This window comes from Knoellia pratensis (genome assembly GCF_042666395.1).
In the GTDB taxonomy this organism is placed as follows: Bacteria; Actinomycetota; Actinomycetes; order Actinomycetales; family Dermatophilaceae; genus Knoellia; species Knoellia pratensis.
The window spans coordinates 554,321-579,554 of record NZ_JBHTDJ010000004.1 but is presented as its reverse complement, the minus strand read 5'-3'; the positions used below and the strand labels follow the sequence as shown (position 1 = coordinate 579,554).

The following is a 25,234-nucleotide window of genomic DNA, read 5'->3' as shown; positions in this document are numbered from 1 at the left end:
CTCACATGCCTGAGCCGCTGAGCACGCCGTTCACCGATGAGGAAGTCGCCCGCATCCGGGCCGACTTCCCGATCCTCGCGCGCACCGTGCGTGACGGTGCACCGCTCGTCTACCTCGACTCGGGTGCGACCTCCCACAAGCCGATCCAGGTGCTCGACGCAGAGCGTGACTTCTACGAGCGTCTGAACTCCGCACCACACCGCGGGGCGCACGCGCTCTCGGAAGAGGCGACCGCGGCATACGAGGGTGCGCGCGAGCGCATCGCGGCGTTCATCGGCGCGCAGGCCCAGGACGTCGTCTTCACCAAGAACGCGACCGAGTCGCTCAACCTCGTGGCCTACGCCTTCTCGAACTCCCCGCACCCGGGCATCCCGGGCAGTGAGCGGTTCGCGTTGGGCGAGGACGACGAAGTGCTGGTCACCGAGATGGAGCACCACGCCAATCTGGTGCCCTGGCAGGAACTCTGCCGGCGCACGGGTGCAGCGCTGCGCTGGATCCCTGTCACTGACGGTGGCCGGCTCGACCTCAGCACCCTCGACGAGCTCATCAACGAACACACCAAGGTCGTGGCTCTCGTCCACGCGTCGAACGTTCTCGGGACGGTCAACCCGCTCGACGAGATCGTCACGCGCGCTCACGAGGTTGGCGCCCTCGTCGTCCTCGACGCCTGCCAGTCGGTGCCCCACATCGGCATCGACGTCGGGGCGCATGGTGGGCTCAATGTCGACCTTCTGGCTTTTTCAGGGCACAAGATGTTCGGGCCAAGTGGCATCGGGGTCCTCTGGGGTCGCAGCGAGCTGCTCGAGGTCATGCCGCCGTTCCTCACGGGTGGCTCGATGATCGAGTCCGTCCGCATGGAGGGCAGCACCTACGCACCTCCGCCGCAGCGGTTCGAGGCTGGCGTGCCCATGACGGCTCAGGCCATCGGGCTCGCCGCAGCGGTCGACTACATCAGCGACCTCGGCATCGATCGCATACACCAGCACGAGCTGGCGCTCACCGAGCGTCTGCTCGCCGGCCTCTCCACCCGCCCGTGGGTCACGGTCGTCGGCCCGACCGACCTCGAGTCCCGTGGCGGCACGGTCGCCTTCGTCGTCGACGGTGTCCACGCCCACGACGTCGGGCACGTGCTCGACGCGTCCGGTGTCGCCGTCCGCGTCGGACACCACTGCGCCTGGCCGCTGCACCGCCGCTTCAAGGTGGCGGCCACGACGCGAGCCAGCTTCGCGGCATACAACACGTTCGACGAGGTCGACAACCTCCTTGAGGCGCTCGATCGCGTTCCGCAGATCTATGGGGTGGCGAGCTGATGGACCTGTTCCAAGAACTTATCCTCGAGCACTCGAAGCGCCCGCAGCACGCCGGGCTGCGCGAGCCGTTCGAGGCCGAGGTGCACCACGTCAACCCGACCTGCGGCGACGAGGTCACCATGCGCCTCCACATCGTCGACGGAGCCGAGGGCAGTGACCCCATTGTCGAGGACATTTCCTACGACGCCATGGGCTGCTCGATCAGCATGGCCTCGACGTCAATCCTCGCTGAGGAGAGCATCGGTCGCCCGCTGAGCGAGGTCCTTGTGACGTTCGAGGCGATGAAGGCGATGCTCACGTCCAAGGGTGAGGACCCGGGCGACGAGGACGTCATCGGTGACGGTGTCGCCCTCGCCGGAGTCGGCAAGTACCCCGCCCGCGTCAAGTGCGCCCTCCTTGGATGGATGGCGTTCACCGACGCGTTGCACCAGAGTGGTCGCCAGACCACGCCCCAGCCAGTTTCGAAGTCCGTGGAAGGAACGTCATGAGTGAGACCACCAACGCACCGGTCAACGTGGCCGACGTCGAGGAGGCCATGCGCGACGTCGTCGACCCCGAGCTCGGGATCAACGTCGTGGACCTCGGCCTCGTCTACGGCATCACCGTCGACGGCCAGAACCACGCCGTCATCGACATGACCCTGACGTCCGCGGCCTGCCCGCTGACGGACGTCATCGAGGACCAGACGCAGCAGTCCCTCGAGGGGCTCGTGTCGTCCTACCGCGTCAACTGGGTCTGGATGCCGCCGTGGGGTCCGGACAAGATCACCGACGACGGTCGCGACCAGCTCCGCGCCCTGGGTTTCAACATCTGAGTCCTCGAACTCCGTGAGTCGTGTCGTAGAGGTCGCGCCCGAGCGGTATCCGGCCTGGCGCGAGCGCTTCGACGCCGCCAATTCCGACGGTCCCCAACGGATCGTCGGGATGGCGCATTTCGACCACTCACCACTCGCCGTGGTCCTCATCCGCAGGGGTGGGTATGCCGTGGCGCTCGTCGAGGGGTCCGCTCTCGTCGCGCACAAGGTCGGGACGCGGCACGTCCAGTCACGCACGGCGGCCGGCGGGTGGTCGCAGCAGCGGTTCGCGCGACGACGTGGCAACCAGGCGGACGAACTCGTCCGCGCTGTGACGGAACACTTCCTGCGGATCGTGCCGGCCGGCATTCCCCAGGGTTTGGTCGTGGGAGGGGACAAGACCCTGGTGGGCGAAGTCCTCGACGATCCCCGAATGTCGTTCCTGCAAGCCTTGCCGCGGCGTGGGTTCCACGACATCGGCGACCCGAGACGGGCCGTGCTCGACGAGGTCCTGCGACGGGCGCGCTCGGTCGAGGTCCGCATCGACGACGGCCCCTGACCGGCCATGACGCGCAAGTTCGGGCCATGATGGGGAGATGGCCAGCTACAGCGTGAACCAAGCTGCGGTGAAGCACTGCCGCGAACTCATCGAGTCGGGCAAGGTCGTCCTCGACAGTGACTGGGGGGACGTCCAGCCCGATGCCGACGCCCAGAACGCCTTCCTCGACAAACACGGCTGGGACGACTACGCGGCGTGGCATCTTGGCCTCACCGTCGACGCCAACGACGAGACGAAGGCGCGTCACGCGTTCGTCTACGGCGACTTCAGCAAGGTGCACCGGAGCGCGCTGATCGCCTGCGTCTATCGGGCCTCGGAGTGGCGACACAAGAAGGTCGAGCTCGCCGCACACCGCCTGCTGCAGCAGCTGGACAAGGCTCACCCCGGGACGTAGGTGTTCCGCACCGGGGTGACGTGCCTGCGTCTGGTGCGGGTCACGAGACCGTGTCGACGTTGAACGTGTTGCAGGAGTTGATGTCGCCCTTGGTGTAGCCCTGAAGGAACCACCGCTGGCGTGCCTCTGCGGAGCCGTGGGTCCAGGACTCGGGGCTCACCTGGCCCTGCGTCTTCTCCTGGATCCGGTCGTCGCCGACGGCCGAAGCAGCGGACAGGGCGCTCTTGATGTCGGCGTCGGTGAGCGCCTTGAGGAAGGGCTTGCCGCTGGCACCGTTGGTGGTCGACGCGTTCTTGGCCCAGACGCCGGCGAGGCAGTCGGCCATGAGCTCGATCCGGACGCCACCGCTGTTGGGGCCCTGCGGGTCCTGCTGGGCGCGACCGAGGAGGCCGAGCTGGTCCTGGAGGGCATGGCCGTACTCGTGGGCGACGACGTACTCCTGTGCGAGCGCGCCACTGTCGGACCCGAACTGCTTGGTCAGGATCGCGAAGAAGTCGGCGTCGATGTAGACCTTCTGGTCCAAGGGGCAGTAGAACGGACCGACCTGGTTGCTGGCCGTTCCACACTGCGACTGCGTCGAGCCCGTGTAGAGCACGGTCTTGGTCGGCTGCCACTTCTTCTGGTAGCGCGGGAGCTCGGCTGCCCAGAAGGCGTTGACCGAGTTCACCGTGCCGATGACCCGACACTGCACGTCGGCGTTGGCGTCGGCCCCGGTCTTGCACTTGTCGAAGTCGGCACCGCTCCCGGACGTGCCGTCGACCTGCTCCTGGCTGCTGCCGCTCGTGTCGGTGGGGATGCCGGACGTGTCGATTCCGAAGATCAAACCGATGATGAGCAGGATGATGCCGCCGATGCCGCCACCCACGGCGATACCGCCGGGCGCGCCGCCGCCGCCCCCCGACTCCACCTGCGAGGTGTCGAGACCGACGTCGTCGTTGAAGCTCATCCAAGCCCTCCCATGTATCGCGTTTTCCGTGCGGAGCACGGCCCACCTAGACTAAAGGTCGAAAGGCCCGCGGTGCGTCAGCGGTGCGCCTCACGAACCAACTCAGTTTTCCCCCGACGAAGGACTTCCCTGTGCTTACTGCTGCCGCCATCGAGCTGCGCGCGGGATCCCGACTCCTCCTCGACAACGTCTCGTTCAGAGTGCAGTCGGGTGACCGGATCGGCCTCGTCGGGCGCAACGGTGCCGGCAAGACCACGCTGACCAAGGTCCTGGCGGGTTCGGGCCAGGCCGCAGCCGGATCGGTGCAGAGCACGGGCGAGGTGGGCTACCTGCCGCAGGACCCGCGCACCGGTGACCTCCACGTCACCGGTCGCGACCGCATCCTGTCCGCTCGGGGCCTCGACCGGATCGTTCGTGACCTGCGCGCGGCCGAGGTGGCGATGGCCGAGCAGACGGGGGAGAAGCTCGAGCAGGCGATGCGCCGCTACGGTCGCCTCGAGGGCGAGTTCCACGCTGCCGGTGGGTATGCCGCGGAGTCCGAGGCCGCTTCCATCGCGTCCGCCCTGGCGCTCGAGGAGCGTCACCTCGACCAGACTCTGGCCACGTTGTCCGGTGGTCAGCGTCGGCGTATCGAGCTGTCCCGCATCCTGTTCTCCGGCGCCGAGACCCTGCTCCTCGACGAGCCGACGAACCACCTCGACGCCGACTCCATCGTCTGGCTGCGTGACCACCTCAAGGGCTACAAGGGTGGGCTCATCGTCATCTCGCACGATGTCGACCTCCTCGAGGCCGTCGTCAACAAGGTCTTCCACCTCGACGCCAACCGGGCCGAGCTCGACATCTACAACCTCGGCTGGAAGGCCTACCTCCAGCAGCGTGAGACCGACGAGCGTCGGCGCAAGCGCGAGCGGGCCAACGCCGAGAAGAAGGCCGGGGTCCTCATGGCCCAGGCCGACAAGATGCGCGCCAAGGCCACCAAGACTGTTGCTGCCCAGAACATGGCGCGTCGCGCCGAGCGCCTGCTGTCGGGCCTCGAGACCGAGCGCGTGAGTGACCGCGTGGCCAAACTACGCTTCCCCGACCCCTCGCCGTGCGGCAAGACGCCGCTGCGCGCGAGCGGGCTGTCGCGTTCCTACGGTTCGCTCGAGATCTTCACGGACGTCGACCTCGCGATCGACCGTGGCTCGCGAGTCGTCGTCCTCGGGCTCAACGGTGCAGGCAAGACCACGCTGCTGCGCATGCTCGCCGGCGTCGATGCCCCCGACACCGGTCAGGTCGAGCCCGGCCATGGCCTCAAGATCGGCTACTACGCCCAGGAGCACGAGAACCTCGACGTCGATCGGTCCGTGCTCGACAACATGAAGTCGGCGGCACCGGAGCTCGGCGAGACCGACGTCCGCAAGACGCTCGGTTCGTTCCTCTTCACCGGTGACGACGTCGACAAGCCCGCTGGGGTCCTCTCCGGTGGCGAGAAGACACGTCTGTCGCTCGCCCTGCTCGTCGTGTCGTCGGCCAACGTGCTGCTCCTCGACGAGCCCACGAACAACCTCGACCCGGCATCGCGCGCAGAGATCCTCGGGGCCCTCAAGACCTACAAGGGTGCCGTGGTCCTGGTGACGCACGACGAGGGCGCGGTCGACGCCCTCGAGCCTGAGCGGATCCTGCTGCTGCCCGACGGCGTCGAGGACCTGTGGGGCCCTGACTACAAGGACCTCGTCAACCTCGCCTGAGACGGGTCCGGGCGCACCGTGTCGGTGCCGAGCCGTACCGTCGACGGGAGCCGCCACCGCGGTCTTCGGAATGAGGGCGCCCAGGCGCTGGTTTGACCTCAAGCGCACCTGAGGATCGAGGATCGGTCACATGAACACGTTCGACGAGGTCGAGGACCACACACCATGAGCATGGCCGGTTGGCAGGCAATCCAGAGCCTGAGCAAGGACGCAAGCGTCAAGTCCAAGGAGCTCGCACCGGGGACGGCACGGCGCGTCCTGTCCTACGCGCGCCCCTATCGCCGCATCATCGTGGCGTTCCTGGCCCTGGTGGTCGTGGACGCCCTGCTCATCGTCTCGACACCGCTGATCCTCAAGAGCCTCATTGACGACGGCATCATCCCCAAGGACTCGAGCCTCGTCATCCGGCTCGCCCTCCTCGTCGCTGCCCTCGCTGTCGTGAGCGCCGTGGTCACCCTGCTGTCGCGGTGGCTCTCGGCCCGCATCGGCGAAGGGCTCATCGTGGACCTGCGCACCCAGGTGTTCTCCCACGTGCTGCGTCAACCCATCGCCTTTTTCACGCGGGCCCAGACCGGCGCCCTCGTCTCTCGCCTCAACAACGACGTCATCGGGGCCCAGCAGGCCTTCACATCGGTGCTGTCGAGCGTGGTGAGCAACGCCGTCTCGCTCGTCCTCATCATCGGTGTCATGGGGCTCCTCTCGTGGCAGCTCACCCTGGCCTCGCTCATCCTCGTGCCGCTCTTCCTCATCCCGGCACGCACCATGGGTGGTCGCCTGGCCGGCCTCGCCCACGACCAGATGGGACTCAACGCCGACCTCGGCACCCGGATGACCGAGCGGTTCAACGTCGCCGGCGCGCTGCTCGTCAAGATCTACGGCAACCCCCGGGTCGAGAACCAGGAGTACGCCCAGCGCGCCGAGGGCGTCCGGGACGTGGGCGTGAAGATCGCGGTCAACCGCTCCATCTTCTTCGTCGGCCTCACTCTGGTCGCAGCGTTGGCGACAGCGCTCGTCTACGGCTTCGGCGGCATCCTGGCGGTCAACGGGACGCTCACGGTCGGGACACTCCTCGCCCTCACCGCTCTCCTGGCCCGGCTCTACGGTCCGTTGACGACGATCTCCAACGCGCGGGTCGACGTCATGACCGCGCTCGTGTCGTTCGAGCGGGTCTTCGAGATCATCGACCTCGAGCCTCTCGTCGCCGAGGCTCCTGACGCGACCGTGGTGCCGGCCGGTCCGGTGCGGCTCGATCTCGACCACGTCGGCTTCTCGTACCCCGCAGCCGATGCGGTGTCGTTGAGTTCCCTCGAATCCACCGCCAGCGGAGACCGCGAGGCAGGCGACGTCGTGCTGGAGGACATCGATGCGACGATCGAGCCCGGGCAGCTCGTCGCACTGGTCGGACCCAGTGGCGCCGGCAAGTCGACGCTGACCTCACTCGTGGCGCGCCTGTACGACCCGACAAGTGGTGCCGTGCGCATCAACGGTGCCGACCTGCGCACGGTGAGCCTGGAGTCGCTGCGCGACACGGTCAGCGTGGTCACGCAGGAGGCGCATCTCTTCCACGACACGATCCGGACGAACCTCCTGTATGCCGCCCCGTCGGCCACCGATGCCGACATCGAGGCGGCGCTGCGCGCCGCCCGCATCTGGGACCTCGTCGAGCGGCTGCCGTCGGGGCTCGACACGGTCGTGGGGGACCGCGGGCACCGACTCAGCGGCGGCGAGAAGCAGCGCATCGCGATCGCCCGCCTGCTCCTCAAGGGTCCGCGGCTCGTCGTCCTCGACGAGGCGACAGCCCACCTGGACAGCGAGAGCGAGGTGGCCGTGCAACGGGCTCTCGACGCTGCCCTCGAGGGCCGCACGGCGCTCGTCATCGCCCACCGCCTCTCCACGGTCCGCCATGCCGACGTCATCCTCGTGCTCGACCGGGGCCGGATCGTCGAACGCGGCACCCACGTGGAGCTCTTGGCTCGCGGAGGTCTCTACCGCGACCTCTACACGACCCAGTTCTCTGACGACACCAAGGCCACTCCAGTACCACGGAGCTAGTGGACCTAGTCACCCCGACCCGGGTGGCGCCGTCCCTTCGATGTCAGGGCCCGGTCCCTTCGGGCTACTTTGCGCCGTTTCCCCGGATTCTTGTGACGACCATCACACGATGAATGCGGGGGGGAGGCGCGACTTGTGCGTCCCCCAGGTCATTCTTTGGAGGACTCACATGGCACGGCACACAACTCGTCGACTCACCAGCGCGGCCTTCGGGCTTGCGCTGGCCGGAGCATCGGGCATCGCCTTCGCCGGCACAGCCAGCGCAGACCCGAACCCGAACATCACGATCTGCCACGCGACGGGGTCCGAGACGAACCCGTTCGTCGTCATCACCATCGACGCTGCCGCCATCACGCAGCAGGGGCACGACACCCACCAGAACGACAACGACGTCATCCCGCCGTTCACGTACGTCCGTGAGAGCGACGGTGAGACGGTCACGTTCGACGGTCAGAACTGGCACGAAAACTGGATGACCAACGGTGAGGGTGTGGCCCTGGAAGACGTGGACAAGGCGGACTGCGGTGAGCCCGCGAACCCGACGCCGAGCAAGACACCCACCTCGACCGTGACAGTCACCTCGACGCCGTCGGGTCCCACTGGTCCGGTCGTCGAGACCGACCTCGTTGACTCGTCCGGCCCCAACCCCGCCCTCCTGGGTGGTGGCGCCGCCCTCGTGCTCGCCGGTGCGGCTGCCGCCACGGCCGCCACCCGTCGCCGGGGCAGCCACTCCTGATGCCCCGCCGCCCTCTGCAGGTCGGGGGCCTCGTCGCCATCATTGTCGGCGCGCTCCTTCTCTCCCTCGGCCTCGGCCGGGGGAGGGAAGAGGGGGCCCCGCTCGCCGCCGAGCATTCGGCCGTGGAGTCTGCGTCGCCCAGTGCGAGTCCCTCGCTCCCGAGTCGGTCCGCAACGGTGGACTCGACGATGACGCCCGGCCCGACGCCCACAGCCACGCGGCCACGTCCGGCAGCACCCAAGCCCACCCCCACGCCCGCGCGGGCTGTCCGCAAGTCGACCCAAGCCGCCACCCCTCGGGTCTCGAAGCCGCCCGTGACGTCGGGTCTGCGCCTGCGCGTGCCCGACATCCGGTTGAACACCTCGCTGCGTTCCGGCGGGGTGAGCTCGTCGGGCAGGATCAACCCGCCCGCGGGCACGGCGATGTGGGTTCGCGGTTATGGCCGGGTCCAGCCGGGCAAGGTCGGCACCGCCGTGGTGGCGGGTCACGTCGCCTCGTCGGGTGATGACGACGTCTTCGCTCGGCTGTCCTCGGTCGGCGTGGGCGACAAGGTGGTCGTCACTTCCGGCTCGGTCACCCGGACCTACGTCGTCAAACGCGCCGCCGTCGTGAACAAGTCGACGCTGACCCATGACGCTGACGTCTGGGGTCAGAACACCTCGAAGCGGCGGATCGTCCTCATCACGTGCGACGACGAACTCGGCTATCGCAGCGATGGACATCGCGTCGCCAACTACGTCGTGGTCGCCGACGCCATCTGATCCGTTGGGTCAGTAGTCCTCTTCGTCCCAGATGCGGACCTTCTTGGGTTTGCTCGGGCGTTCCGGTTGCTCGTCCCGCAGCTCACGACGCAGGCCCAGCCAGATGAGCAGCAGTCCCACGGGCATCGAGAGCCACCACTGGAACGCATACGCCTGGTGAGGCCCCAGACTGCGGTCGGGATCGGCGAGGGGAGCCGGGCGCGCTGGGGTCGCCCCGCCGGGGAGTGCCTCGGAGTCCAGGACGAGATAGCCGTCGAGGACCGTCGTCTCCCAGGCCCGCTCGACGTCGGGAAGGCTGATGCTCGCCACCTGACCCGCGGGCAGCTTCTTGCGGTCGGTGTTCTCGAGAGGACGGACCCAGCCCACGACGGTCACCTGGCCCTGCGGTGCTGCCGGGATGTCCGGGAGCACGGCGGCACCGCGCGCGGAGTTCTCCACCCACCCGCGATCGACCACGACGGTGGTGCCGTCCGCCATGCGCAGCGGCGCCAGTACCTCGTAGCCGAAGACGCCGTTGTTGGGGCGGTTGCGCACGAGAAGCTGCTCACCGGCATACGTCCCGCTGGCCGTGACCTTGGTCCAGTCGTCCGCCGCACGGTTCACCGGACGGGTGGTGAGGACCTCACTGACGGGGACCGGATCGGCCCGGTAGTGGGCGTCGAGCAGAGCGTTGCGCTCGACCTTGAATTCGTGCCGGCCGTACTGCCATTGGCCCAGGTGATAGCCCAGCACGGCGTAGAGCACGGCGAGGGCGAGAGCACCCATCCAGCGGGGGGTGAACAGACGCCGAAACACCCTCAGCACGCTACCCGGCATACCCTGAGAGCATGTCCACCGCCCCGACGACCGCCCGCCTCCTCGACCAACACGGTCGGGTGGCACGTGACCTGCGGGTGTCGGTGACGGACCGATGCAACCTGCGGTGCCGCTACTGCATGCCGGCTGAGGGACTGCCCTGGCTCGCGAAGCCCGAGATGCTGACCGACGACGAGCTGGTCCGGCTCGTGTCGATCTTCGTCGCGCTCGGTGTCGAGCAGGTGCGCCTCACCGGTGGTGAACCGCTGCTGCGTCGGTCGCTGACCGATCTCGTGGGCCGGATCGCCGTGCTCACGCCACGGCCTCGCATCGCCATGACCACCAACGGGATCGGGTTGGATCGCCTGGCTGGTCCACTCGCCGCCGCGGGCCTCGATCGAGTCAACATCAGCCTGGACACGGTGGACCCCAAGGAGTTCGCCGACCTGACCAGGCGCGACCGGTTGAAGGACGTCGAGGCCGGACTCGAGGCGGCTCGCGAGGCGGGGCTGGTGCCCGTCAAGGTCAACGCGGTCGCGATGCGCGGGATCAACGACCATTCAGTGGCAGACCTCCTCGCGTGGTGTCTCGAGCGCGGCTACGAGTTGCGGTTCATCGAGCAGATGCCACTCGATGCGCAGCACGGGTGGGACGCCTCCACCATGATCGGCTCCGACGAGATCCGGACCCGACTCTCCGAACGCTTCACGATCACTCCTCTTCCCGAGGCCGAACGGGGGAGCGCGCCTGCCGAGCGGTTCCTCGTCGACGGGGGACCGGCCACGGTCGGCATCATCGCGAGCGTCACGGCACCCTTCTGTGGGGCCTGTGACCGCACTCGGCTGACAGCGGACGGGCAGGTGCGCAACTGCCTGTTCTCGCAGCGCGAGACCGACCTTCGCGCACCGATGCGGGACGGCGCGAGCGACGACGAGCTCGCAGCCCTCATCACCGGGGAGATGTGGCGCAAGGCCAAGGGCCACGGCATCGGGACCGCCGACTTCGTGCAGCCGATCCGCCCCATGAGCGCCATCGGCGGCTGAACCACACCGCCAACTCGGCCCCATTGGACACGTTGGCTGCGCGCGAGGGGTCGTCAGCCTGCGTGGGCGGGAATCTCGTCGACCGGGACGGTTTCACGCAGGAAGCCACGCATCGACAGGAAGTCGCCCAGGGAGACGCGGTGCTCGTCGCAGCCGAGCCACACCTTGCGCCGCTCGGTCGTGTGCAGCTTGGGGTTGTTCCAGAGGAGTCCCCAGGTCGCCTGCTCGCGACAGCCCTTCGCGCTGCAGGTCATCTGGGCGCCCTGCGGGTTCGACAATTCTGAACCGAAGAGACCGCTCACTGGTCGAGCTGACGGCGGTGCGGATCTCGCGGGGTGACGGCAGCGACCCGACCGGCCACGCGAGGTGACCGCGCATTGGCGAAGACGACCGCGACGTAGGGCAGGACGACAGCCAGGGCAACGCAGGTCCAACGGACCCACCCCTGGGTGACGAAGGCGAGGACGAAGCAGCCCGTGCGGATGCCCATCGTCACGAGGTAGTGCTTCATCCTCGCGTTGATGTCGTCATTGGCGGCGGACCGTGCACTCGTGACGGACTGCACCGTCGGCTCGTCTCGCCGGTTCGTGCTCACCACACCACTCTACGTCCGCATCCTGAGGGCGCGGCACGGCCGGGAGGATGCGAGCTACCGGGCGGTAGTCCACTAGCGTCGTGCGCCATGAGCGCAGCACGCAACGTCCTTGTCACCGGCGGCAACAGGGGTATCGGTCAGGCCATCGCCACAGCCTTCGCGCAGGCCGGAGACACGGTTGTCGTCACGAGCAGGAGCGGCGACGCCCCCGACGGCCTCACGGTCGTGAAATGCGATGTCACGGACACCGAATCGGTCAACGCGGCCTTCAGCGCGGCGGAGGAGATCTTCGGCGGACCCGTCCAGGTGCTCGTGGCCAACGCCGGCATCACCAAGGACGGCCTCCTCATGCGCATGAGCGACGAGGACTTCGACGCGGTGATCGACACCAACCTTGCCGGAACCTTCCGCTGCGTGCGTCGCGCGAGCACCGGCATGATCAAGGCCCGCGGTGGCCGGATCATCCTCATCTCCAGCGTCGTCGGGCTCTACGGAGGTCCGGGCCAGGCCAACTACGCCGCCAGCAAGGCAGGACTCGTCGGCCTCGCCCGCTCGGTGACCCGCGAGCTCGGAGGTCGTGGCATCACGGCCAACGTCGTGGCGCCGGGGTTCATCGAGACGGACATGACCGCAGCGCTGCCGGACGACACGCAGAAGTCCTACAAGGCCGGCATACCGGCTGGTCGTTTTGCCCAGCCCGCCGAGGTGGCGGCAGTCGTGCGCTTCCTCGCGTCCGACGACGCGGGCTACATCACCGGCGCGGTCATTCCCGTCGATGGCGGCCTCGGCATGGGCCACTGACACCAGACTTCACCCACACCCCTGAAGACCACATCCAGAAGGAGAACGACGCCGATGCTGCTCGAGGGCAAGAAGCTGCTCATCACGGGAGTCCTCATGGACTCCTCGATCGCCTTCCACGTCGCCAAGCTGGCGCAGGAGCAGGGCGCCGAGGTCGTGCTCACCTCCTTCGGGCGGACGATGAAGATCACCACGACCATCGCCAAGCGCCTGCCGACGACGCCGCCCGTCGTCGAGCTCGACGTCACGGACGCCGAGCACCTTGACACTCTGGCCGAGCGCTTGGGTGAGCACGTCGACCACCTTGACGGGGTCCTGCACTCGATCGGGTTCGCGCCTCAGGGTGCGTTCAACTTCCTCGAGGGGACCTTCGACGATGTGTCCGTCGCGATGCACGCCTCGGCCTACTCGCTCAAGTCCCTCGCCGTCGCGGCGCTGCCGCTGATGACCCCCGGGTCATCGGTCGTCGGGCTCACGTTCGATGCCAAGTTTGCGTGGCCGGTCTACGACTGGATGGGCGTCGCCAAGGCGGCCTTCGAGTCGACGAACCGCTACCTGGCTCGCGACCTCGGGCCCAAGGGAGTGCGGTGCAACCTCGTCGCGGCGGGCCCCATTCGCACGACGGCCGCCAAGTCCATCCCGGGCTTCCAGACGTTCGAGGAGTCGTGGGGTCAGCGTGCGCCCTTGGGCTGGGACGTCAACGATGCAGTGCCCGCGGCCAAGGCCTGCGCAGCCCTGCTGTCCGACTGGTTCCCGGCGACGACGGGCGAGATCGTCCACGTCGACGGCGGCGTGCACGCGATGGGCTTCTGATCCGCCCCGCTCCAATTAGGCTCTGCTGGTGACCAGCGACCTTCACACCAGCCCTGCCGTGACCGCCACCGAGGTCCGGGTCCTCGAGGGACCCAACCTCTACTTCCCGAAGCCAGCCGTCAAAGTCACGTTGGACCTCACGGCATACCTCGAAGCGGACAAGGACATCGTCCGACGGGTGGCCCGCACGGCCGGCCTCGGCGCCATCCAGGCGGGGTCGCCGGGCACCGAGCAGCGTCAGCGGGTCATCGCTCGACTCGCCGAGCGTGCTGTGCGCCGCGTGTCCGTGGGTTCCGGGACTGGTCGGCTCGGTGTGAGGTCTCGCTCCGGTGGGGACCGCTCGGTCGTCGTGGTGTCGTTCGTATGGCGCCGACGCGGACCGGCGCAGGCCCTGGGTGAGTCCGTCGCACCCGTTCTTGCGGCGTGGCTCGAAGGACGCGACGTGGTCGACGAGCAGGCTGCGTTGGTGCGTGAGGCGCCCGATGGTCCGCCAGCCCGCATCGTCACGCCCCGCATCCCCGTGGCCTCCATCACCGGGACCAACGGCAAGACCTCCACCACGCGCCTCCTCGCCCACATCGCGATGACGTCCGGCAAGCACACGGCGTGGAGCTCGACCGACGGTGTCGTGGACCACGGGACCATGATCGAGCCCGGTGACTTCTCCGGCCCGGCCGGCGCGCGTGGTGTGCTCGGCGCGCCCGGTGTCGAGATCGGCATCCTGGAGACGGCCCGCGGCGGCATGCTCCTCAAGGGGCTCGGCGTCGCTCACAACGACGTGTCCGTCGTGACGAACGTGACCGCAGACCACCTCGGCCTCCAGGGCGTCGACACCATCGACCAACTGGCCGAGGTCAAGGCCATCATCACCCGGGCGACGCGCCCCGGCGGCTGGACCGTGCTCAACGGGGACGACCCCAGGGTCTGGGCGATGCGCACCGGCTCACCCGCCAAGCCATGGGTGTTCTCGCTGGACGCGAACTCGCCGGCCATTCGTGAGGCCCTCGGACTGGGGGGACGCGCGATCACCGTCCTCGATGACCGGGTCACGGTGATCACCGACTCGGGTGTCCCGGACCGACTCGTGCCCGTCGTCGACGTCCCCATGACGATCAGCGGCCTGTCGCGTCACAACGTCGCCAACGTGCTCGCCGCCACCGCCGCGGCACTCGCGCTCGGGATCGACCGGGCCGCAGTCATCGAGGGTCTGCGCACCTTCCGACCCGACGCCGCGCTCAACCCGGGACGCATGAACACCTACACGGCTCCCGGCGGCATGGGCGGCATGGGCGGCACCTGCACCATCGTCGTCGACCTCGCCCACAACGAGGCCGGGCTGGAAGCGCTCATGGATGTCGCCGAGGGCCTGCGCCAGCCCGGTTCACGCATCCACCTCGGACTTGGGGCAGGCGGGGACCGCTCCGACGAGATCCTCGAGAACCTCGGCGAGATCGCCGGACACCGCGCCGACCACATCGTCGCTGCCCACAAGGCGCACTACCTGCGCGGCCGAACCATGGACAACCTTGAGGCACACCTGCGCGTCGGCCTCCGACGCGCCGGAGTTGCCGACATCGACTCGTTCGAGACCGAACTGACCGGCCTCAAGGCCTTGGTCGAGGTGGCTCACGACGGCGACGTGGTCGCGATCATGTGCCACTCGGAACGTGAAGAAATCTACGACTGGCTCGCCGAGATCGGTGCCGTTGCGGACTCGGCGGCGAGCATCCGACGCAAGGTCATCCTGGCCCGCGGTGAGCATGAGGCCGAAGAAGCCATCACGGCTCTCTGGGAGGACGAGGATGCCGAACGGCGCATCGTCACCGGCACGGCCCTGTATGCCGCGTATCCCGACGACGCTCGTATCGCCTACGAGTACGGCGGGACCTTTGACTCCGCCGGCCAGCCCGAGCGGGCCATCGCGCTCTATCGCGAGGCGCTGAGTGGCGGTCTGCGAGAGCCGTTCCGGCACCGGGCGATCATCCAGATGGCGTCATCGTTGCGCAACGCCGGGGAACACGCAGAGGCCATCACGTTGCTCGACGACCTGTCCCAGGACCGTCCCGACTCGATCGGGATCGCGGGCTTCCGCGCCCTGGCGCTGCACTCTGCAGGTCGGTCCGAAGAGGCCCTCGGCAGCCTCCTGGCGGCCGTGGCGCACGGGAGCATGGACGAAGACGTTCTGCGCTACCGACGTTCGCTCACGGCATACGCCGAGGAGCTGGGCCGTGCGGCACGGTCCAGCGACTGAGCCAAGCTCCGGAGGTCCGGTCGCAACGGATCGAGTGGGTCCGGGTTCGCGTCCACTGAAATTGCCTGTCCCGCCGAACTGGGGAGTGCCTCATGGCCATCTCGTTGTCGCAACAGCTCACCCGCAGGAAGCCGATCGTCCTCGCGACGGATCCTGACCACCCCGAGCACCACCACGCAGGCCCAGAGCTGGAACGCACCATCGGGACGTTTGCACTGACGATGTTCGGCGTCGGTGCCACGGTCGGTACGGGCATCTTCTTCGTCCTCCAGGAGGCTGTGCCCGACGCCGGACCGGCGGTCATCGTGTCGTTCATCCTGGCCGGGGTCGCAGCCGGTCTCTCGGCACTGTGTTACGCCGAGATGGCCAGCGCCATCCCGGTCAGCGGATCGACCTATTCCTACGCCTACCACGCGCTGGGCGAGTTGGTCGCGATGATCATCGCGGCGTGCGTTCTCCTCGAGTACGGCGTTTCAGCCTCTGCGGTCGCGGTCGGCTGGAGCGGCTATCTCAATGAGTTCCTGGAACAGACCATCGGTATGCCGTTCCCGGACGCCCTGTCATACAGCCCGATTCCGTATGGGGAGAACACCACCGGGATCCTCAACCTGCCCGCCGTGATCCTGGTGGTGCTGTGCACTCTGCTGCTCATGCGTGGTGCCGGTGAATCGGCGCGAGCCAACACGATCATGGTCCTCATCAAGCTGGCGGTGCTCGTGCTCTTCGTCATCATCGGTCTCACCGCCTTCCAGGTCGACCGCTTCGACAACTTCTGGGCCTCAGGAGCAGGGGGCATCAGCGCGGCGGCCGGCACGATCTTCTTCTCGTTCATCGGCCTCGATGCTGTCTCGACAGCGGGTGAGGAGGTCAAGGACCCGCAGAAGGCCCTGCCCCGCGCCCTCATGGCTGCGCTCGTCATCGTCATCTCGGTCTACGTCTTGGTCGCACTGGCAGGCATCGGGGCGCAGCCCCTCGAACAGTTCTCCAGCGACCAGCAGCAGAGTGCAGGCCTGGCGGTGATCCTCGAGAACATCACCGGAAACGCGTTCGCCGGAACGGTTCTCGCCGCCGGCGCCGTGATCTCCATCTTCTCCGTGACCCTCGTGACGCTCTACGGGCAGACCCGCATCCTCTTCGCCATGGGTCGCGACCGAATGCTCCCCGACAAGTTCGCGGAGGTGAGCCCGAAGACGCTGACACCGGTCTTCAACACCATCTTCGTGGGCGTCGTGGTGGCCCTGATCGCTGGCTTCGTCCCCTCTGACTATCTGTGGGACACGGTGTCGATCGGCACGCTCATGGCCTTCTCGGTGGTGGCGCTCGGCGTTATCGTCCTACGTCGCACTCGCCCCGAACTGCACCGACCCTTCAAGGTGCCCGGCTACCCCTTGACCCCGATCCTCACCATCATCGTCTGCGGCACGGTGCTCCATGGCTTGGCCGCCATCACCTGGCTCATCTTCGGTGTCTGGCTCGCCATCGTCCTGGCGTTCTACTTCTTCTGGGGCCGACACCACTCGCGCCTCGGCGCCCGCGACACCGAGGCGGCGGGCGTCGTGGGGAGGGACGCGGAGTGACACTCTTGGTGGGCTACCGCAGCGGTGTGGACGACCGCTCCGGCCTGGAACTCGCAGCCACCCTCGGCCGCTCTGCCGGACTGCGTCTGGTGGTGGTGACCGTCGTCCCCACGTCGTGGCCCACACCGGTTGCGGGCGCGGCCGACCGGGACTTCGCCCGCTGGGCTGCGGAGCGGGGTGCCGCAGCTGCCCGAGAGGCGGAGCAGATCCTCGCCGAGATCTGTCCGGAACTGACCGCGACCACCCGATGGATCTCGGCCCGCTCCGTGTCCAGCGGGTTGCTCGGACTCGTGGCGGAGACCCGGGCCTCGATGATCGTCATCGGGTCGGGGACGGACGTCGGTCACGGTCAGATCAACATTGGATCGACCACGAGCCGGTTGTTGCACACGTCGCCGGTGCCGGTGGCGATGGCCACCCGCGGGCTGCTACACAGTGAGGCCCGGCGGGTCGCGCGGGTGACGTGCGCGTTCCGCGACGACGCATCGTCACGGACCACGTTGGAGCGCACGGCGGCAATCTGCGACGAGACCGGTGCCGCCCTGCGGATCGCGACCTTTGCTGTCCGCGGTCGCACGATGTATCCCGCGGGAGTGGGTGGGGCTGCCGCCGAGGAACAGGTGCTGCAGGTGTGGCTCGAGCAGGCCGATGCTGCGCAGACCCAGGCCCTGAAGGCGTTGCCAGAGTCCGGGGTGCAGCCCCACGAGGTGACGAGTGTCGTGGGTTCGGGGAGATCCTGGGTCGCCGCACTCGACTCGATCGGGGGGGAGCGAGACGACGTGTTGGTGGTGGGGTCGTCACGTGAGCATCGGGTCGAGCGGCTCTTCCTCGGCTCGAGCGCAACGAAGATCGTCAGGCACTCACCCGTCCCCGTGATCGTCGTTCCCTGACCGCTCAACTGCCGGGCTGAGTGGGGTCGTCCTGGTCGGCGTCGGGGTCGAAGTCGGACTCGTTGCCGGCATCGGCGTCGTGCTCGGCGAGGTCCTGGTCGGTGGCTTCCTCGCCGCTGACCTGGGCCTCCGCCGACAGGGTCGTCGGGTCGAGGTCGGGGTCGGCGAGCGAGTCGGCGGTGTGCGTTCCCGGTTGGGCCTGCTTGGTCATGGTCTCGAGCTCGTTCATGACGACGCCGTGCTGGTCCACACAGACGACCACGATGTCGCCGGGATTGGCTCGGGCCATGACGTGTCGCACCGCGGAGAGCTCGTCGGTGACGATCTCGACCTGACGGCAGCGGGCTCCATCGGCCATTGCGGCCTTCGCTCCCTCGGCCACCAGACCTGCCGTCTCGGCTGGCTTGCGGCCGCGCAGGCGCTCGTCCTCCCGGACCACGAGGACGTCGAAATGCTGGGCGGCGATGTGGCCCAGTTCGCGCATGTCCTCGTCGCGGCGGTCGCCCGCAGTGGCGATGACGCCGAGTCGCGAGATCTTGCCGAGTTCGCTCGAACCGGCCCTCGCGTCGGCGTAGCGCTCGACAAAGTCGCCGAGGACCTTCATGCCGGGAGCGTTGTGGCAGTAGTCGACGATGACGTCAATGTTGTTGACGTTGACCTGGTTCATACGGCCGGGGGAGAGGTAGTAGCTCGTCGAGAAGGTGCGCAGTCCCTGACGAATCTCGTGCAGCCCGGTGCCGATGGCAAACGCCGCTCCGGCGGCGGCCATGGCGTTGGCAACGTTGAACATCGCCGTGCCACCGAAGGTGGAGGGCAGGAGGTGGGTCCACGCGAGCTGCATGGCGCGGCGCCCGTGCCGGATGACGATCATGTCGCCCTTGTCGGACGGCTCCAGCACGATGGCCCGGCCACCGCGACGGCAGTGGTCGTCGACAAAGTCGCGAACGGCCGACCCGGGAGCCGACATGGTGAACCAGACGATGGATCCGGAGCAGCGGCGGCGCATCTTGCGGACCAGGGGGTCATCGGCGTTGAGGACGGCGAAACCGTTGCGGGGCACTGCTTCCACGATGACGGCCTTGACGTCGGCCAGCTGCTCGACGGTGTTGATGCCGCGAATACCCAAGTGATCCGGCGCGACGTTGGTCACGACGGCGACGTCGTTGCGGTCGTAGCCCAGACCCTCACGCAGGATGCCGCCTCGGGCGACCTCCATCACCGCGAAGTCGACCCGGGGGTTCTGCAGAACCATGCGGGCGGACTTGGGCCCCGAGGCGTCGGCCTTGAAGACAAGGCGCTCGTCGACGACGATGCCGTCCGTCGACGTCATGCCGACCTTGCGCCCCACGCCCTTCATGATGTGGGCGATCATGCGCGACGTGGTCGTCTTGCCGTTGGTGCCGGTGACCGCGACGATCGGAACGCGTGACGGTGCGCCGGGCGGGAAGAGCAGGTCGACGACCGGCTTCGCGATGAACTGGGGCTCACCGACCGTGGGGTGGGTGTGCATCCGGAAACCGGGTGCTGCGTTCACCTCACAGATCGCGCCGCCCGTCTCCCTCACGGGGGAGGCGATGTCGGGGCAGATGAAGTCGATGCCAGCAACGTCGAGCCCGACCATGCGGGCTGCCTCCTCGGCGATCTCGACGTTGTCCGGGTGTGCGTCGAAGGTCCGGTCGACCGAGATGCCACCCGTCGACATGTTGCCGGTGAGAGCGAGCTTCACCATGGTTCCCTGGGGCGGGACGTCGTCCATCGCGAAGCCCTGGTCGCGGACGAGGGACTCCGCGGTCTGGTCGACCTTGATGCGGGTGAGGACCTTCTCGTGGCCCACTCCACGACGCGGGTCGGCGTTGGTGATGTCGACGAGCTGGGTGACGGTGTGCTCGCCGTCGCCGACGACGTGTGCCGGGACGCGCTCGGCGATGGCCTGCATCCGGCCACCGACGATGAGGCAGCGGTAGTCCTTGCCCGTGATGAAGGACTCCACGATGACGTTGCCTCGTCGTGACTCCCCACGAGCGACGACAAAGGCTTCGCGCACCTCGTCGTCGGTCGTGATGCCGAGGCACACCCCGCGGCCGTGGTTGCCGTCGAGCGGCTTGAGCACGACGGGGAATCCGACCCGTCGGGCTGCTGCGACAGCGTCCTCGGGACCGCGCACGGTCTCCTGCTTCGGCACGGGAAGCCCGGCCGATCCCAACAGCCTGGTCGTCATGTCCTTGTCGCCGGCGATGTCGACGGCGAGCGCGCCCGTCTTGGACGTCATCGTGGCCCGGATGCGCTGGGCGTGGACTCCCTGACCGAGCTGGACGAGGCTGCCGCTGTTGAGGCGGATGTAGGGGATGTCGCGGCTGACGGCCTCTTCGAGGATCGCGGCCGTCGACGGTCCGAAACCGGTCCGTTCGGCGCGGCGCAGGAAGGCATCGAGAGCGGTGTCGAAGGCGAAGTCCTCCTCGGCTTCCACGAGGTGGTTGACGAGTCGCACGGCGAGCTTGCCCGCGTCCCCTCCCACGCCTTCGTCCGTGTAGCCGTAGACGACGTTGTAGCGGCCGGGGTGCCCCTTCACCATGCGCGTCTTGCCGCGGCGCTGGTCGTGGCCGGCTTCCTGCTGGAGCTGGAGGGCGATGTGCTCGCTGACGTGGCCGAGCCAGGTGCCCTCGCGAAGTCGCTGGATGAAGCCGCCCTTGACCCCGCGGGAGCAGGTGTGGTTCTCCAGTCCGGGCAACAGCTCGAGGAGCTTGTCGGTGAAACCGTCGACGAGGTCCGTGGGGTACTGCTCCAGGATGCCGAGGTCGACGATGAGGTGGATTGCCGGATCGTAGGACCAGATGTTGCCGCCGCGATAGATCCGGGACTCGACGATCGTCAGCTCGGGTGCGGCGGGGCCGGTGGGGGTGGGGCGGTCCTCGGTCATCGGACTCCTCGGTGCTGGCAGGGGCGGTGCAGGGTGCTGAGGGTGAGGCTGGTCAGGACTTCGCCGTGGCGAGGCTGACGTCGACGTCGGCATGCTGTTCGTCGAAGTGCACGAGCGTGGCCGACATGAGGTCGAAGGTGGCGCCGGCGGGAAGCGTGTGAATGACGGCACCCGAGATGAGGAGAGGGGCTCCTCGGCGGGCTTCTGGGGCGTCGGTGGTCACGTCGCGACAGTTCATCACGATGACACCCCCGCGGCCATGGACGGTGAAGCGGGACCCGTCGGTGACCTCGATCGCGGTGTCCTCGTCGATCCCGATGCCGAGCAGGCTCGGTGAGGTGGCCACGACGGACAACAGGCGTCCGTAGCGCGAGCGCTGGGCAAAGTGCTGGTCGACGATGACGCCCTTGAGGAGGCCGATGCCGGCACTGACCTGGCTTGCCCGCTGCACCGGCGTGATGCCTTCGTCACCCATGGAGATCATGAACTCGCTCATGATCGAGGCACCCGCCGACGTGCCCGCGACCACGGCCCCACGGGCGTGGGCGCGGTGCAGGGCGTCGCCCAGAGGTGTCCCCGGGAAGAACTGCGAGAGACGCAGTTGCGAGCCGCCGCTCATGAAGATCCCGGTCGCCTGGTCGAGGAGGGCGACCGAGTGAGGGTCGTGGGCCTCGTGGCGGGACTGAGGGCTGACGACGTCGACGTCCTCGACGCCGAATCGGGTGAACACCTCACGGTAGGAGGCGACGACCTCGTCCTGGAAGGACGACGCAGTCGGGATCACGACGAGGCGCGCGCGTCGGCCACCACTGATGCGAACGAACCGACGCAGCAGGGCTGCCCGGCCGACGCGGTCTTCGGCGCCGCCGATGATGAGCAACGTCGGTGTGGTGGAGGGATAGCGGGGCATTGGACCAGCCTAGGAGGTGTGTCAGCCGTGCTCGACGGCAGGCGCGGGTGTCGGTGTGCCGTCAGCGTCGTCGGCCTCCTCGATCTCCTCCCGGGTGATCCCGAGGAGGTGGAGTACTGCGTCAAGATAGGGCACGTTGACGGCGGTGTCAGCCTGCTCACGCACAAGGGGCTTGGCGTTGAAGGCAATGCCGAGTCCGGCCGTCCCCAGCATGTCGAGGTCGTTGGCGCCGTCTCCGATCGCCACGGTGCGTGCGAGGGGGAGCCCGGCGGCCTCGGCGAACTCGCGCAGGGCGCTCGCCTTGCCCTTCCGGTCCACGACCGCTCCGAGCACGCGGCCGGTGAGGCGCCCGTCAACGACCTCGAGCCGGTTGGCCCGGGCGTGGTCGATGCCGAGCTCGTCGGCGATGGGCTGGACGATCTCGATGAAGCCGCCGGAGACCAGGGCCACGGTGAAGCCGAGACGCTTGAGGGTCCGGACGAGCGTGCGGGCACCGGGGGTGAGGCGCACGGCGGCTCGCACCTCGTCCAGGACCGACACGTCCAGCCCGGCGAGCGTCGCGACGCGAGCGTGCAGGCTCTCGGCGAAGTCGAGCTCACCGGCCATGGCCCGTTCGGTCACAGCGGCAACCTCGGCCTCACGACCGGCATGCCGTGCCAGGAGCTCGATGACTTCGTCCTGGATGAGGGTCGAGTCGACATCCATGACGACCAGTCGTCGTCCACGCCGCGCGAGGCCGGCAGGCGACACCGCGATGTCGACCTGTTCCTGGGCTGCGACGAGGGCCAGCTCGCGTCGCAGCGAGTCGAGGTCGGCACCACTGACGTCGAGCTCGAGCGTGGTCACGGGGTAGCGCGAGAGGCGCCGGATGCGGTCGATGTTGGCACCGTGCGCAGCGACCGAGCGGGAGATGGCCGCCACGGAACGGGCTCGCAAGGGCGCCCCCAGGACCACCACGGCCGCGCGACCGGTCGGTCGGCGGCGGTTGTCGCCCCGACCCTTGGCAACGCTCACGGTCAGACCGAGCTGCTCGCCGACGACGGCCACAACTTCGCGCAGCGCCTTGGCGGTGCCTCCGGGGGTCAGCAGGACCGCGAGGGTGAGCTGGCCACGAACGACCACCTGCTCGAGGTCGAGGACGACAGCGCCGGTGGGCGCGATGGCGTCGAACAGCGTGCTGGTCACGCCGGGGCGGTCCTCGCCCGTCAGCGTCACGAGCAGCGTGGACGGGAGCTTGGGCATCTGCTCGTCATCGGCCGGTTGTGTGGTCACGGGCACAGGCTAGGAGTTCACCGCGTCACGCCACGCGAGCAGATCACGGACCGGACCGAGGTCGTAGTCCGGACCACTCAGTCCGGTGGTGAACAAACGGGTGCCCACGGCATACAGGGCCTGCGCCCCAGCGGCGTAGTCCTTGACGTCCTCAGGAAGCCGGCCCGGTGTCGGGCTGACTCCTGCAGAGCGCGTGATCGTCGACCGGTCGCGACCGACGCGGGCGCACCACTCGTCGAGGACGGCGTGCTTGTGCGCGATCGTCTCGGGGTCGCCGAAGCCGTGCCAGATGTCGGCCTGCTCCGCGACGATCCGCAGCGTCTTGCGCTCTCCACCACCGCCGATGAGCACGGGAATCGCTCGGGTGGGTGCCGGGTTGAGCCTTCCCCATCGCTCCTTGATGAGCGGCAGGTCGCGGTCAAGGTTGTCGAGTCGGCCCCCAGCAGAACCGAATTCGTAGCCGTACTCGACGTAGTCGCGCTCGAACCAGCCGGAACCGATGCCCAGGATCAGCCGGCCTTCGCCGCCGCGTGCCGAGATGTGGTCAACGGTCCGCGCCATGTCGGCGAGCAGCTGGGGGTTGCGGTAGGAGTTGCAGGTGACGAGCGCACCGATCTCGACGCGCTCGGTCGCCTCGGCCCAGGCCGCGAGCATCGACCAGCACTCGAAGTGCGCTCCGTCGGGGTCACCGTTGAGCGGGTAGAAGTGATCCCAGTTGAAGAGGACGTCGACGCCCATCTCCTCGAGAGTCGCGCACGTGCGCCGGATGTCGGCGTATGCCGCGTGCTGCGGCTGGATCTGTACGCCGATGCGCGCTCGGCTCACGACTTGAGCACCGTTCCCTTGCCGACGATGGTGATGCCGGACTCGGTGACGGTGAACCCCTGCGCCCGGTCGTGCTCGGCATCGAAGCCGATCGAGGTGTTCTCGGGGAGGCGGACGTTCTTGTCGATGATGGCCCGACGCACCCGGCAGTTGCGGCCGACGTCGACGCCGTCGAGGAGGACGGAGTCGTCGACCTCGGAATAGCTGTGGACCCGGACGTCGGGGGAAACGATCGACGAGCTGACGCGGGCCCCGCTGATGATGACGCCAGGGGAGACCATCGAGTTGAGGGCCTCGCCGAACCGGCCGGACGCACCGTGGACGAACTTCGCCGGCGGGTAGGGGCCATAGCTCGTGAACAGCGGCCAGTCGAAGTTGTAGAGGTTGAAGATCGGGTGGATCGAGATGAGGTCCATGTGGGCGTCGAAGTAGGAGTCGAGTGTCCCCACGTCGCGCCAGTAGCCCTTGTCACGGTCGGTCCCACCCGGGATGACGTTCTTCTTGAAGTCATAGGTGTAGGCAGCGCCCTGCTTGACGAGCGCCGGCACGAGGTCGCCACCCATGTCGTGGGTGCTGTCCGGGTCTTCGGAGTCGCGGGTGACGGCGTCCTGCAGCACATCCGCGTCGAAGACGTAGTTGCCCATGGACGCGAGGATCTCGTCGGGGGAGTCGGGCAGTCCATCGGGGTCGGTGGGCTTCTCGCGGAAGGCCTTGATGCGGGTGTGGTCGTCGGCCTCGACCTCGATGACGCCGAACTGGTCGGACATCCCGATCGGCTGACGGATCGCGGCGACGGTCACGCCTGCGCCCGACTCGATGTGCTGGTCGACCATCTGCGAGAAGTCCATGCGGTAGACGTGGTCGGCGCCGACGACAACAACGATGTCGGGCTTCTCGTCGGTGATCGTGTTCATGCTCTGGAAGATCGCGTCCGCGCTGCCCTGGTACCAGGACTTGTCCACGCGCTGCTGCGCCGGGATCGGGGCGACATAGTTGCCCAGCATCGTCGACATGCGCCACGTCTTGGTGACGTGTCGGTCGAGGCTGTGCGACTTGTACTGCGTCAGCACCACGATCTTGAGATAGCCGGAGTTCACGACGTTGCTCAGGGCGAAGTCGATGAGCCGATAGATGCCGCCGAACGGCACGGCCGGCTTGGCCCTGTCGGCGGTGAGAGGCATGAGTCGCTTGCCTTCTCCACCTGCGAGGACGATGACGAGAACCTTGGGTCCACCGCTGCGGTATGCCATGACCTCAACCTAGT

Annotated in this window: 24 protein-coding genes; 15 read left to right on the top strand and 9 right to left on the bottom strand. The window is 68.0% G+C overall.

The window, feature by feature from the left end:
- Positions 1–5 precede the first annotated feature (5 nt).
- The 5 genes from ACFQRE_RS19020 to ACFQRE_RS19000 are packed head-to-tail and all read left to right on the top strand — an operon-like array spanning position 6 to position 3,056.
- Positions 6–1,310 (top strand): cysteine desulfurase, encoded by a 1,305-nt coding sequence (locus tag ACFQRE_RS19020; RefSeq protein ID WP_380125472.1) that lies wholly within the window; start codon positions 6–8, stop codon positions 1,308–1,310.
- Positions 1,310–1,798, top strand: a complete 489-nt coding sequence (gene sufU, locus ACFQRE_RS19015; RefSeq protein WP_380125470.1) for a Fe-S cluster assembly sulfur transfer protein SufU — start codon at positions 1,310–1,312, stop codon at positions 1,796–1,798. The genes ACFQRE_RS19020 and sufU overlap by 1 nt, the downstream gene beginning before the upstream one ends.
- Positions 1,795–2,124, top strand: coding sequence for a metal-sulfur cluster assembly factor (locus ACFQRE_RS19010; protein WP_009774977.1), 330 nt, complete (start codon positions 1,795–1,797; stop codon positions 2,122–2,124). The genes sufU and ACFQRE_RS19010 overlap by 4 nt, the downstream gene beginning before the upstream one ends.
- A 13-nt stretch (positions 2,125–2,137) precedes the next feature.
- Complete coding sequence (locus ACFQRE_RS19005; protein WP_380125467.1) at positions 2,138–2,662, top strand: acVLRF1 family peptidyl-tRNA hydrolase; 525 nt, start codon at positions 2,138–2,140, stop codon at positions 2,660–2,662.
- Positions 2,663–2,699: 37 nt separating this feature from the next.
- Positions 2,700–3,056, top strand: coding sequence for a hypothetical protein (locus ACFQRE_RS19000; RefSeq protein WP_380125465.1), 357 nt, complete (start codon positions 2,700–2,702; stop codon positions 3,054–3,056).
- Between the two features lie 40 nt (positions 3,057–3,096).
- Here the strand turns inward: ACFQRE_RS19000 and ypfJ are convergent, their stop codons facing one another.
- Complete coding sequence (gene ypfJ, locus ACFQRE_RS18995; RefSeq protein WP_380125463.1) at positions 3,097–4,002, bottom strand: KPN_02809 family neutral zinc metallopeptidase; 906 nt, start codon at positions 4,000–4,002, stop codon at positions 3,097–3,099.
- A 131-nt stretch (positions 4,003–4,133) separates the two neighbouring features.
- Here ypfJ and ACFQRE_RS18990 point away from each other — a divergent pair, with 131 nt between their 5' ends.
- From ACFQRE_RS18990 to ACFQRE_RS18975, 4 genes are all read left to right on the top strand, one after another.
- Positions 4,134–5,732 (top strand): ABC-F family ATP-binding cassette domain-containing protein, encoded by a 1,599-nt coding sequence (locus ACFQRE_RS18990; RefSeq protein ID WP_380125461.1) that lies wholly within the window; start codon positions 4,134–4,136, stop codon positions 5,730–5,732.
- 165 nt (positions 5,733–5,897) lie between these two features.
- The gene (locus ACFQRE_RS18985; protein ID WP_380125459.1) at positions 5,898–7,784 is read left to right on the top strand and encodes an ABC transporter ATP-binding protein; all 1,887 of its coding nucleotides are present in this window, start codon (positions 5,898–5,900) and stop codon (positions 7,782–7,784) included.
- 169 nt (positions 7,785–7,953) lie between these two features.
- Positions 7,954–8,520: a hypothetical protein gene (locus tag ACFQRE_RS18980; RefSeq protein ID WP_380125457.1), complete on the top strand. Its 567-nt coding sequence runs from the start codon at positions 7,954–7,956 to the stop codon at positions 8,518–8,520.
- A complete protein-coding gene (locus tag ACFQRE_RS18975) occupies positions 8,520–9,281 on the top strand; it encodes a class F sortase (protein ID WP_380125455.1) in 762 nt (253 codons plus the stop codon). Before ACFQRE_RS18980 ends, ACFQRE_RS18975 begins: the two co-directional genes overlap by 1 nt.
- A 9-nt stretch (positions 9,282–9,290) precedes the next feature.
- On the opposite strand, the gene ACFQRE_RS18970 is transcribed toward ACFQRE_RS18975, so the two are convergent.
- On the bottom strand, positions 9,291–10,076 hold the full coding sequence (locus ACFQRE_RS18970) for an SURF1 family cytochrome oxidase biogenesis protein (RefSeq protein ID WP_380125453.1): 786 nt from the start codon (positions 10,074–10,076) through the stop codon (positions 9,291–9,293).
- Positions 10,077–10,108: 32 nt separating this feature from the next.
- Between ACFQRE_RS18970 and moaA the strand changes: the two genes are divergently transcribed.
- Positions 10,109–11,119 carry a GTP 3',8-cyclase MoaA gene (gene moaA, locus ACFQRE_RS18965; protein ID WP_380125451.1) on the top strand — a complete coding sequence of 337 codons (1,011 nt, stop codon included), beginning with the start codon at positions 10,109–10,111 and terminating at the stop codon, positions 11,117–11,119.
- A gap of 53 nt (positions 11,120–11,172) precedes the next feature.
- Here moaA and ACFQRE_RS18960 read toward each other — a convergent pair whose 3' ends face one another.
- A complete protein-coding gene (locus ACFQRE_RS18960; protein ID WP_380125449.1) occupies positions 11,173–11,373 on the bottom strand; it encodes a hypothetical protein in 201 nt (66 codons plus the stop codon).
- A gap of 44 nt (positions 11,374–11,417) precedes the next feature.
- Entirely contained in the window at positions 11,418–11,714 is a 297-nt protein-coding gene (locus tag ACFQRE_RS18955) for a DUF3099 domain-containing protein (protein WP_380125447.1), read from the bottom strand.
- A gap of 87 nt (positions 11,715–11,801) precedes the next feature.
- On the opposite strand from ACFQRE_RS18955, the gene fabG reads away from it, so the two are divergent.
- The 5 genes from fabG (at position 11,802) to ACFQRE_RS18930 (ending at position 18,046) form a co-directional block, all read left to right on the top strand.
- Positions 11,802–12,515: a beta-ketoacyl-ACP reductase gene (gene fabG, locus ACFQRE_RS18950; protein WP_380125445.1), complete on the top strand. Its 714-nt coding sequence runs from the start codon at positions 11,802–11,804 to the stop codon at positions 12,513–12,515.
- Between the two features lie 54 nt (positions 12,516–12,569).
- Entirely contained in the window at positions 12,570–13,328 is a 759-nt protein-coding gene (fabI, locus tag ACFQRE_RS18945; protein ID WP_380125443.1) for an enoyl-ACP reductase FabI, read from the top strand.
- Between the two features lie 28 nt (positions 13,329–13,356).
- Positions 13,357–15,579 carry a tetratricopeptide repeat protein gene (locus ACFQRE_RS18940; RefSeq protein ID WP_380125441.1) on the top strand — a complete coding sequence of 741 codons (2,223 nt, stop codon included), beginning with the start codon at positions 13,357–13,359 and terminating at the stop codon, positions 15,577–15,579.
- A gap of 92 nt (positions 15,580–15,671) precedes the next feature.
- On the top strand, positions 15,672–17,156 hold the full coding sequence (locus ACFQRE_RS18935) for an APC family permease (protein ID WP_380125439.1): 1,485 nt from the start codon (positions 15,672–15,674) through the stop codon (positions 17,154–17,156).
- Complete coding sequence (locus ACFQRE_RS18930; protein WP_380125437.1) at positions 17,153–18,046, top strand: universal stress protein; 894 nt, start codon at positions 17,153–17,155, stop codon at positions 18,044–18,046. The genes ACFQRE_RS18935 and ACFQRE_RS18930 overlap by 4 nt, the downstream gene beginning before the upstream one ends.
- Positions 18,047–18,050: 4 nt before the next feature.
- On the opposite strand, the gene cphA is transcribed toward ACFQRE_RS18930, so the two are convergent.
- From cphA to glgC, 5 genes are read right to left on the bottom strand one after another with little or no spacing between them, the layout of a single operon-like run.
- On the bottom strand, positions 18,051–20,963 hold the full coding sequence (gene cphA / locus ACFQRE_RS18925; RefSeq protein ID WP_380125435.1) for a cyanophycin synthetase: 2,913 nt from the start codon (positions 20,961–20,963) through the stop codon (positions 18,051–18,053).
- Positions 20,964–21,015: 52 nt separating this feature from the next.
- On the bottom strand, positions 21,016–21,873 hold the full coding sequence (locus tag ACFQRE_RS18920) for a cyanophycinase (RefSeq protein WP_380125434.1): 858 nt from the start codon (positions 21,871–21,873) through the stop codon (positions 21,016–21,018).
- A 21-nt stretch (positions 21,874–21,894) separates the two neighbouring features.
- The gene (gene serB, locus ACFQRE_RS18915) at positions 21,895–23,145 is read right to left on the bottom strand and encodes a phosphoserine phosphatase SerB (RefSeq protein WP_380125433.1); all 1,251 of its coding nucleotides are present in this window, start codon (positions 23,143–23,145) and stop codon (positions 21,895–21,897) included.
- A gap of 9 nt (positions 23,146–23,154) precedes the next feature.
- Positions 23,155–23,970 carry an LLM class F420-dependent oxidoreductase gene (locus ACFQRE_RS18910; protein WP_380125432.1) on the bottom strand — a complete coding sequence of 272 codons (816 nt, stop codon included), beginning with the start codon at positions 23,968–23,970 and terminating at the stop codon, positions 23,155–23,157.
- On the bottom strand, positions 23,967–25,220 hold the full coding sequence (gene glgC / locus ACFQRE_RS18905) for a glucose-1-phosphate adenylyltransferase (protein WP_380125430.1): 1,254 nt from the start codon (positions 25,218–25,220) through the stop codon (positions 23,967–23,969). Before glgC ends, ACFQRE_RS18910 begins: the two co-directional genes overlap by 4 nt.
- Between the last annotated feature and the right edge of the window lie 14 nt (positions 25,221–25,234).

What these genes read in the sequence shown, in the direction of transcription:
- ACFQRE_RS18985 (WP_380125459.1), top strand. Translation starts at nt 5,898, where the DNA reads ATGAGCATGGCCGGTTGGCAGGCAATCCAGAGCCTGAGCAAGGACGCA.
- sufU (WP_380125470.1), top strand. Translation starts at nt 1,310, where the DNA reads ATGGACCTGTTCCAAGAACTTATCCTCGAGCACTCGAAGCGCCCGCAG.
- fabI (WP_380125443.1), top strand. Translation starts at nt 12,570, where the DNA reads ATGCTGCTCGAGGGCAAGAAGCTGCTCATCACGGGAGTCCTCATGGAC.
- fabG (WP_380125445.1), top strand. Translation starts at nt 11,802, where the DNA reads ATGAGCGCAGCACGCAACGTCCTTGTCACCGGCGGCAACAGGGGTATC.
- ACFQRE_RS19000 (WP_380125465.1), top strand. Translation starts at nt 2,700, where the DNA reads ATGGCCAGCTACAGCGTGAACCAAGCTGCGGTGAAGCACTGCCGCGAA.
- ACFQRE_RS18960 (WP_380125449.1), bottom strand. Translation starts at nt 11,373, where the DNA reads ATGACCTGCAGCGCGAAGGGCTGTCGCGAGCAGGCGACCTGGGGACTC.
- ACFQRE_RS18920 (WP_380125434.1), bottom strand. Translation starts at nt 21,873, where the DNA reads ATGCCCCGCTATCCCTCCACCACACCGACGTTGCTCATCATCGGCGGC.
- ypfJ (WP_380125463.1), bottom strand. Translation starts at nt 4,002, where the DNA reads ATGAGCTTCAACGACGACGTCGGTCTCGACACCTCGCAGGTGGAGTCG.
- ACFQRE_RS18935 (WP_380125439.1), top strand. Translation starts at nt 15,672, where the DNA reads ATGGCCATCTCGTTGTCGCAACAGCTCACCCGCAGGAAGCCGATCGTC.
- ACFQRE_RS18980 (WP_380125457.1), top strand. Translation starts at nt 7,954, where the DNA reads ATGGCACGGCACACAACTCGTCGACTCACCAGCGCGGCCTTCGGGCTT.
- glgC (WP_380125430.1), bottom strand. Translation starts at nt 25,220, where the DNA reads ATGGCATACCGCAGCGGTGGACCCAAGGTTCTCGTCATCGTCCTCGCA.
- moaA (WP_380125451.1), top strand. Translation starts at nt 10,109, where the DNA reads ATGTCCACCGCCCCGACGACCGCCCGCCTCCTCGACCAACACGGTCGG.
- ACFQRE_RS18975 (WP_380125455.1), top strand. Translation starts at nt 8,520, where the DNA reads ATGCCCCGCCGCCCTCTGCAGGTCGGGGGCCTCGTCGCCATCATTGTC.
- ACFQRE_RS19020 (WP_380125472.1), top strand. Translation starts at nt 6, where the DNA reads ATGCCTGAGCCGCTGAGCACGCCGTTCACCGATGAGGAAGTCGCCCGC.
- cphA (WP_380125435.1), bottom strand. Translation starts at nt 20,963, where the DNA reads ATGACCGAGGACCGCCCCACCCCCACCGGCCCCGCCGCACCCGAGCTG.
- ACFQRE_RS19010 (WP_009774977.1), top strand. Translation starts at nt 1,795, where the DNA reads ATGAGTGAGACCACCAACGCACCGGTCAACGTGGCCGACGTCGAGGAG.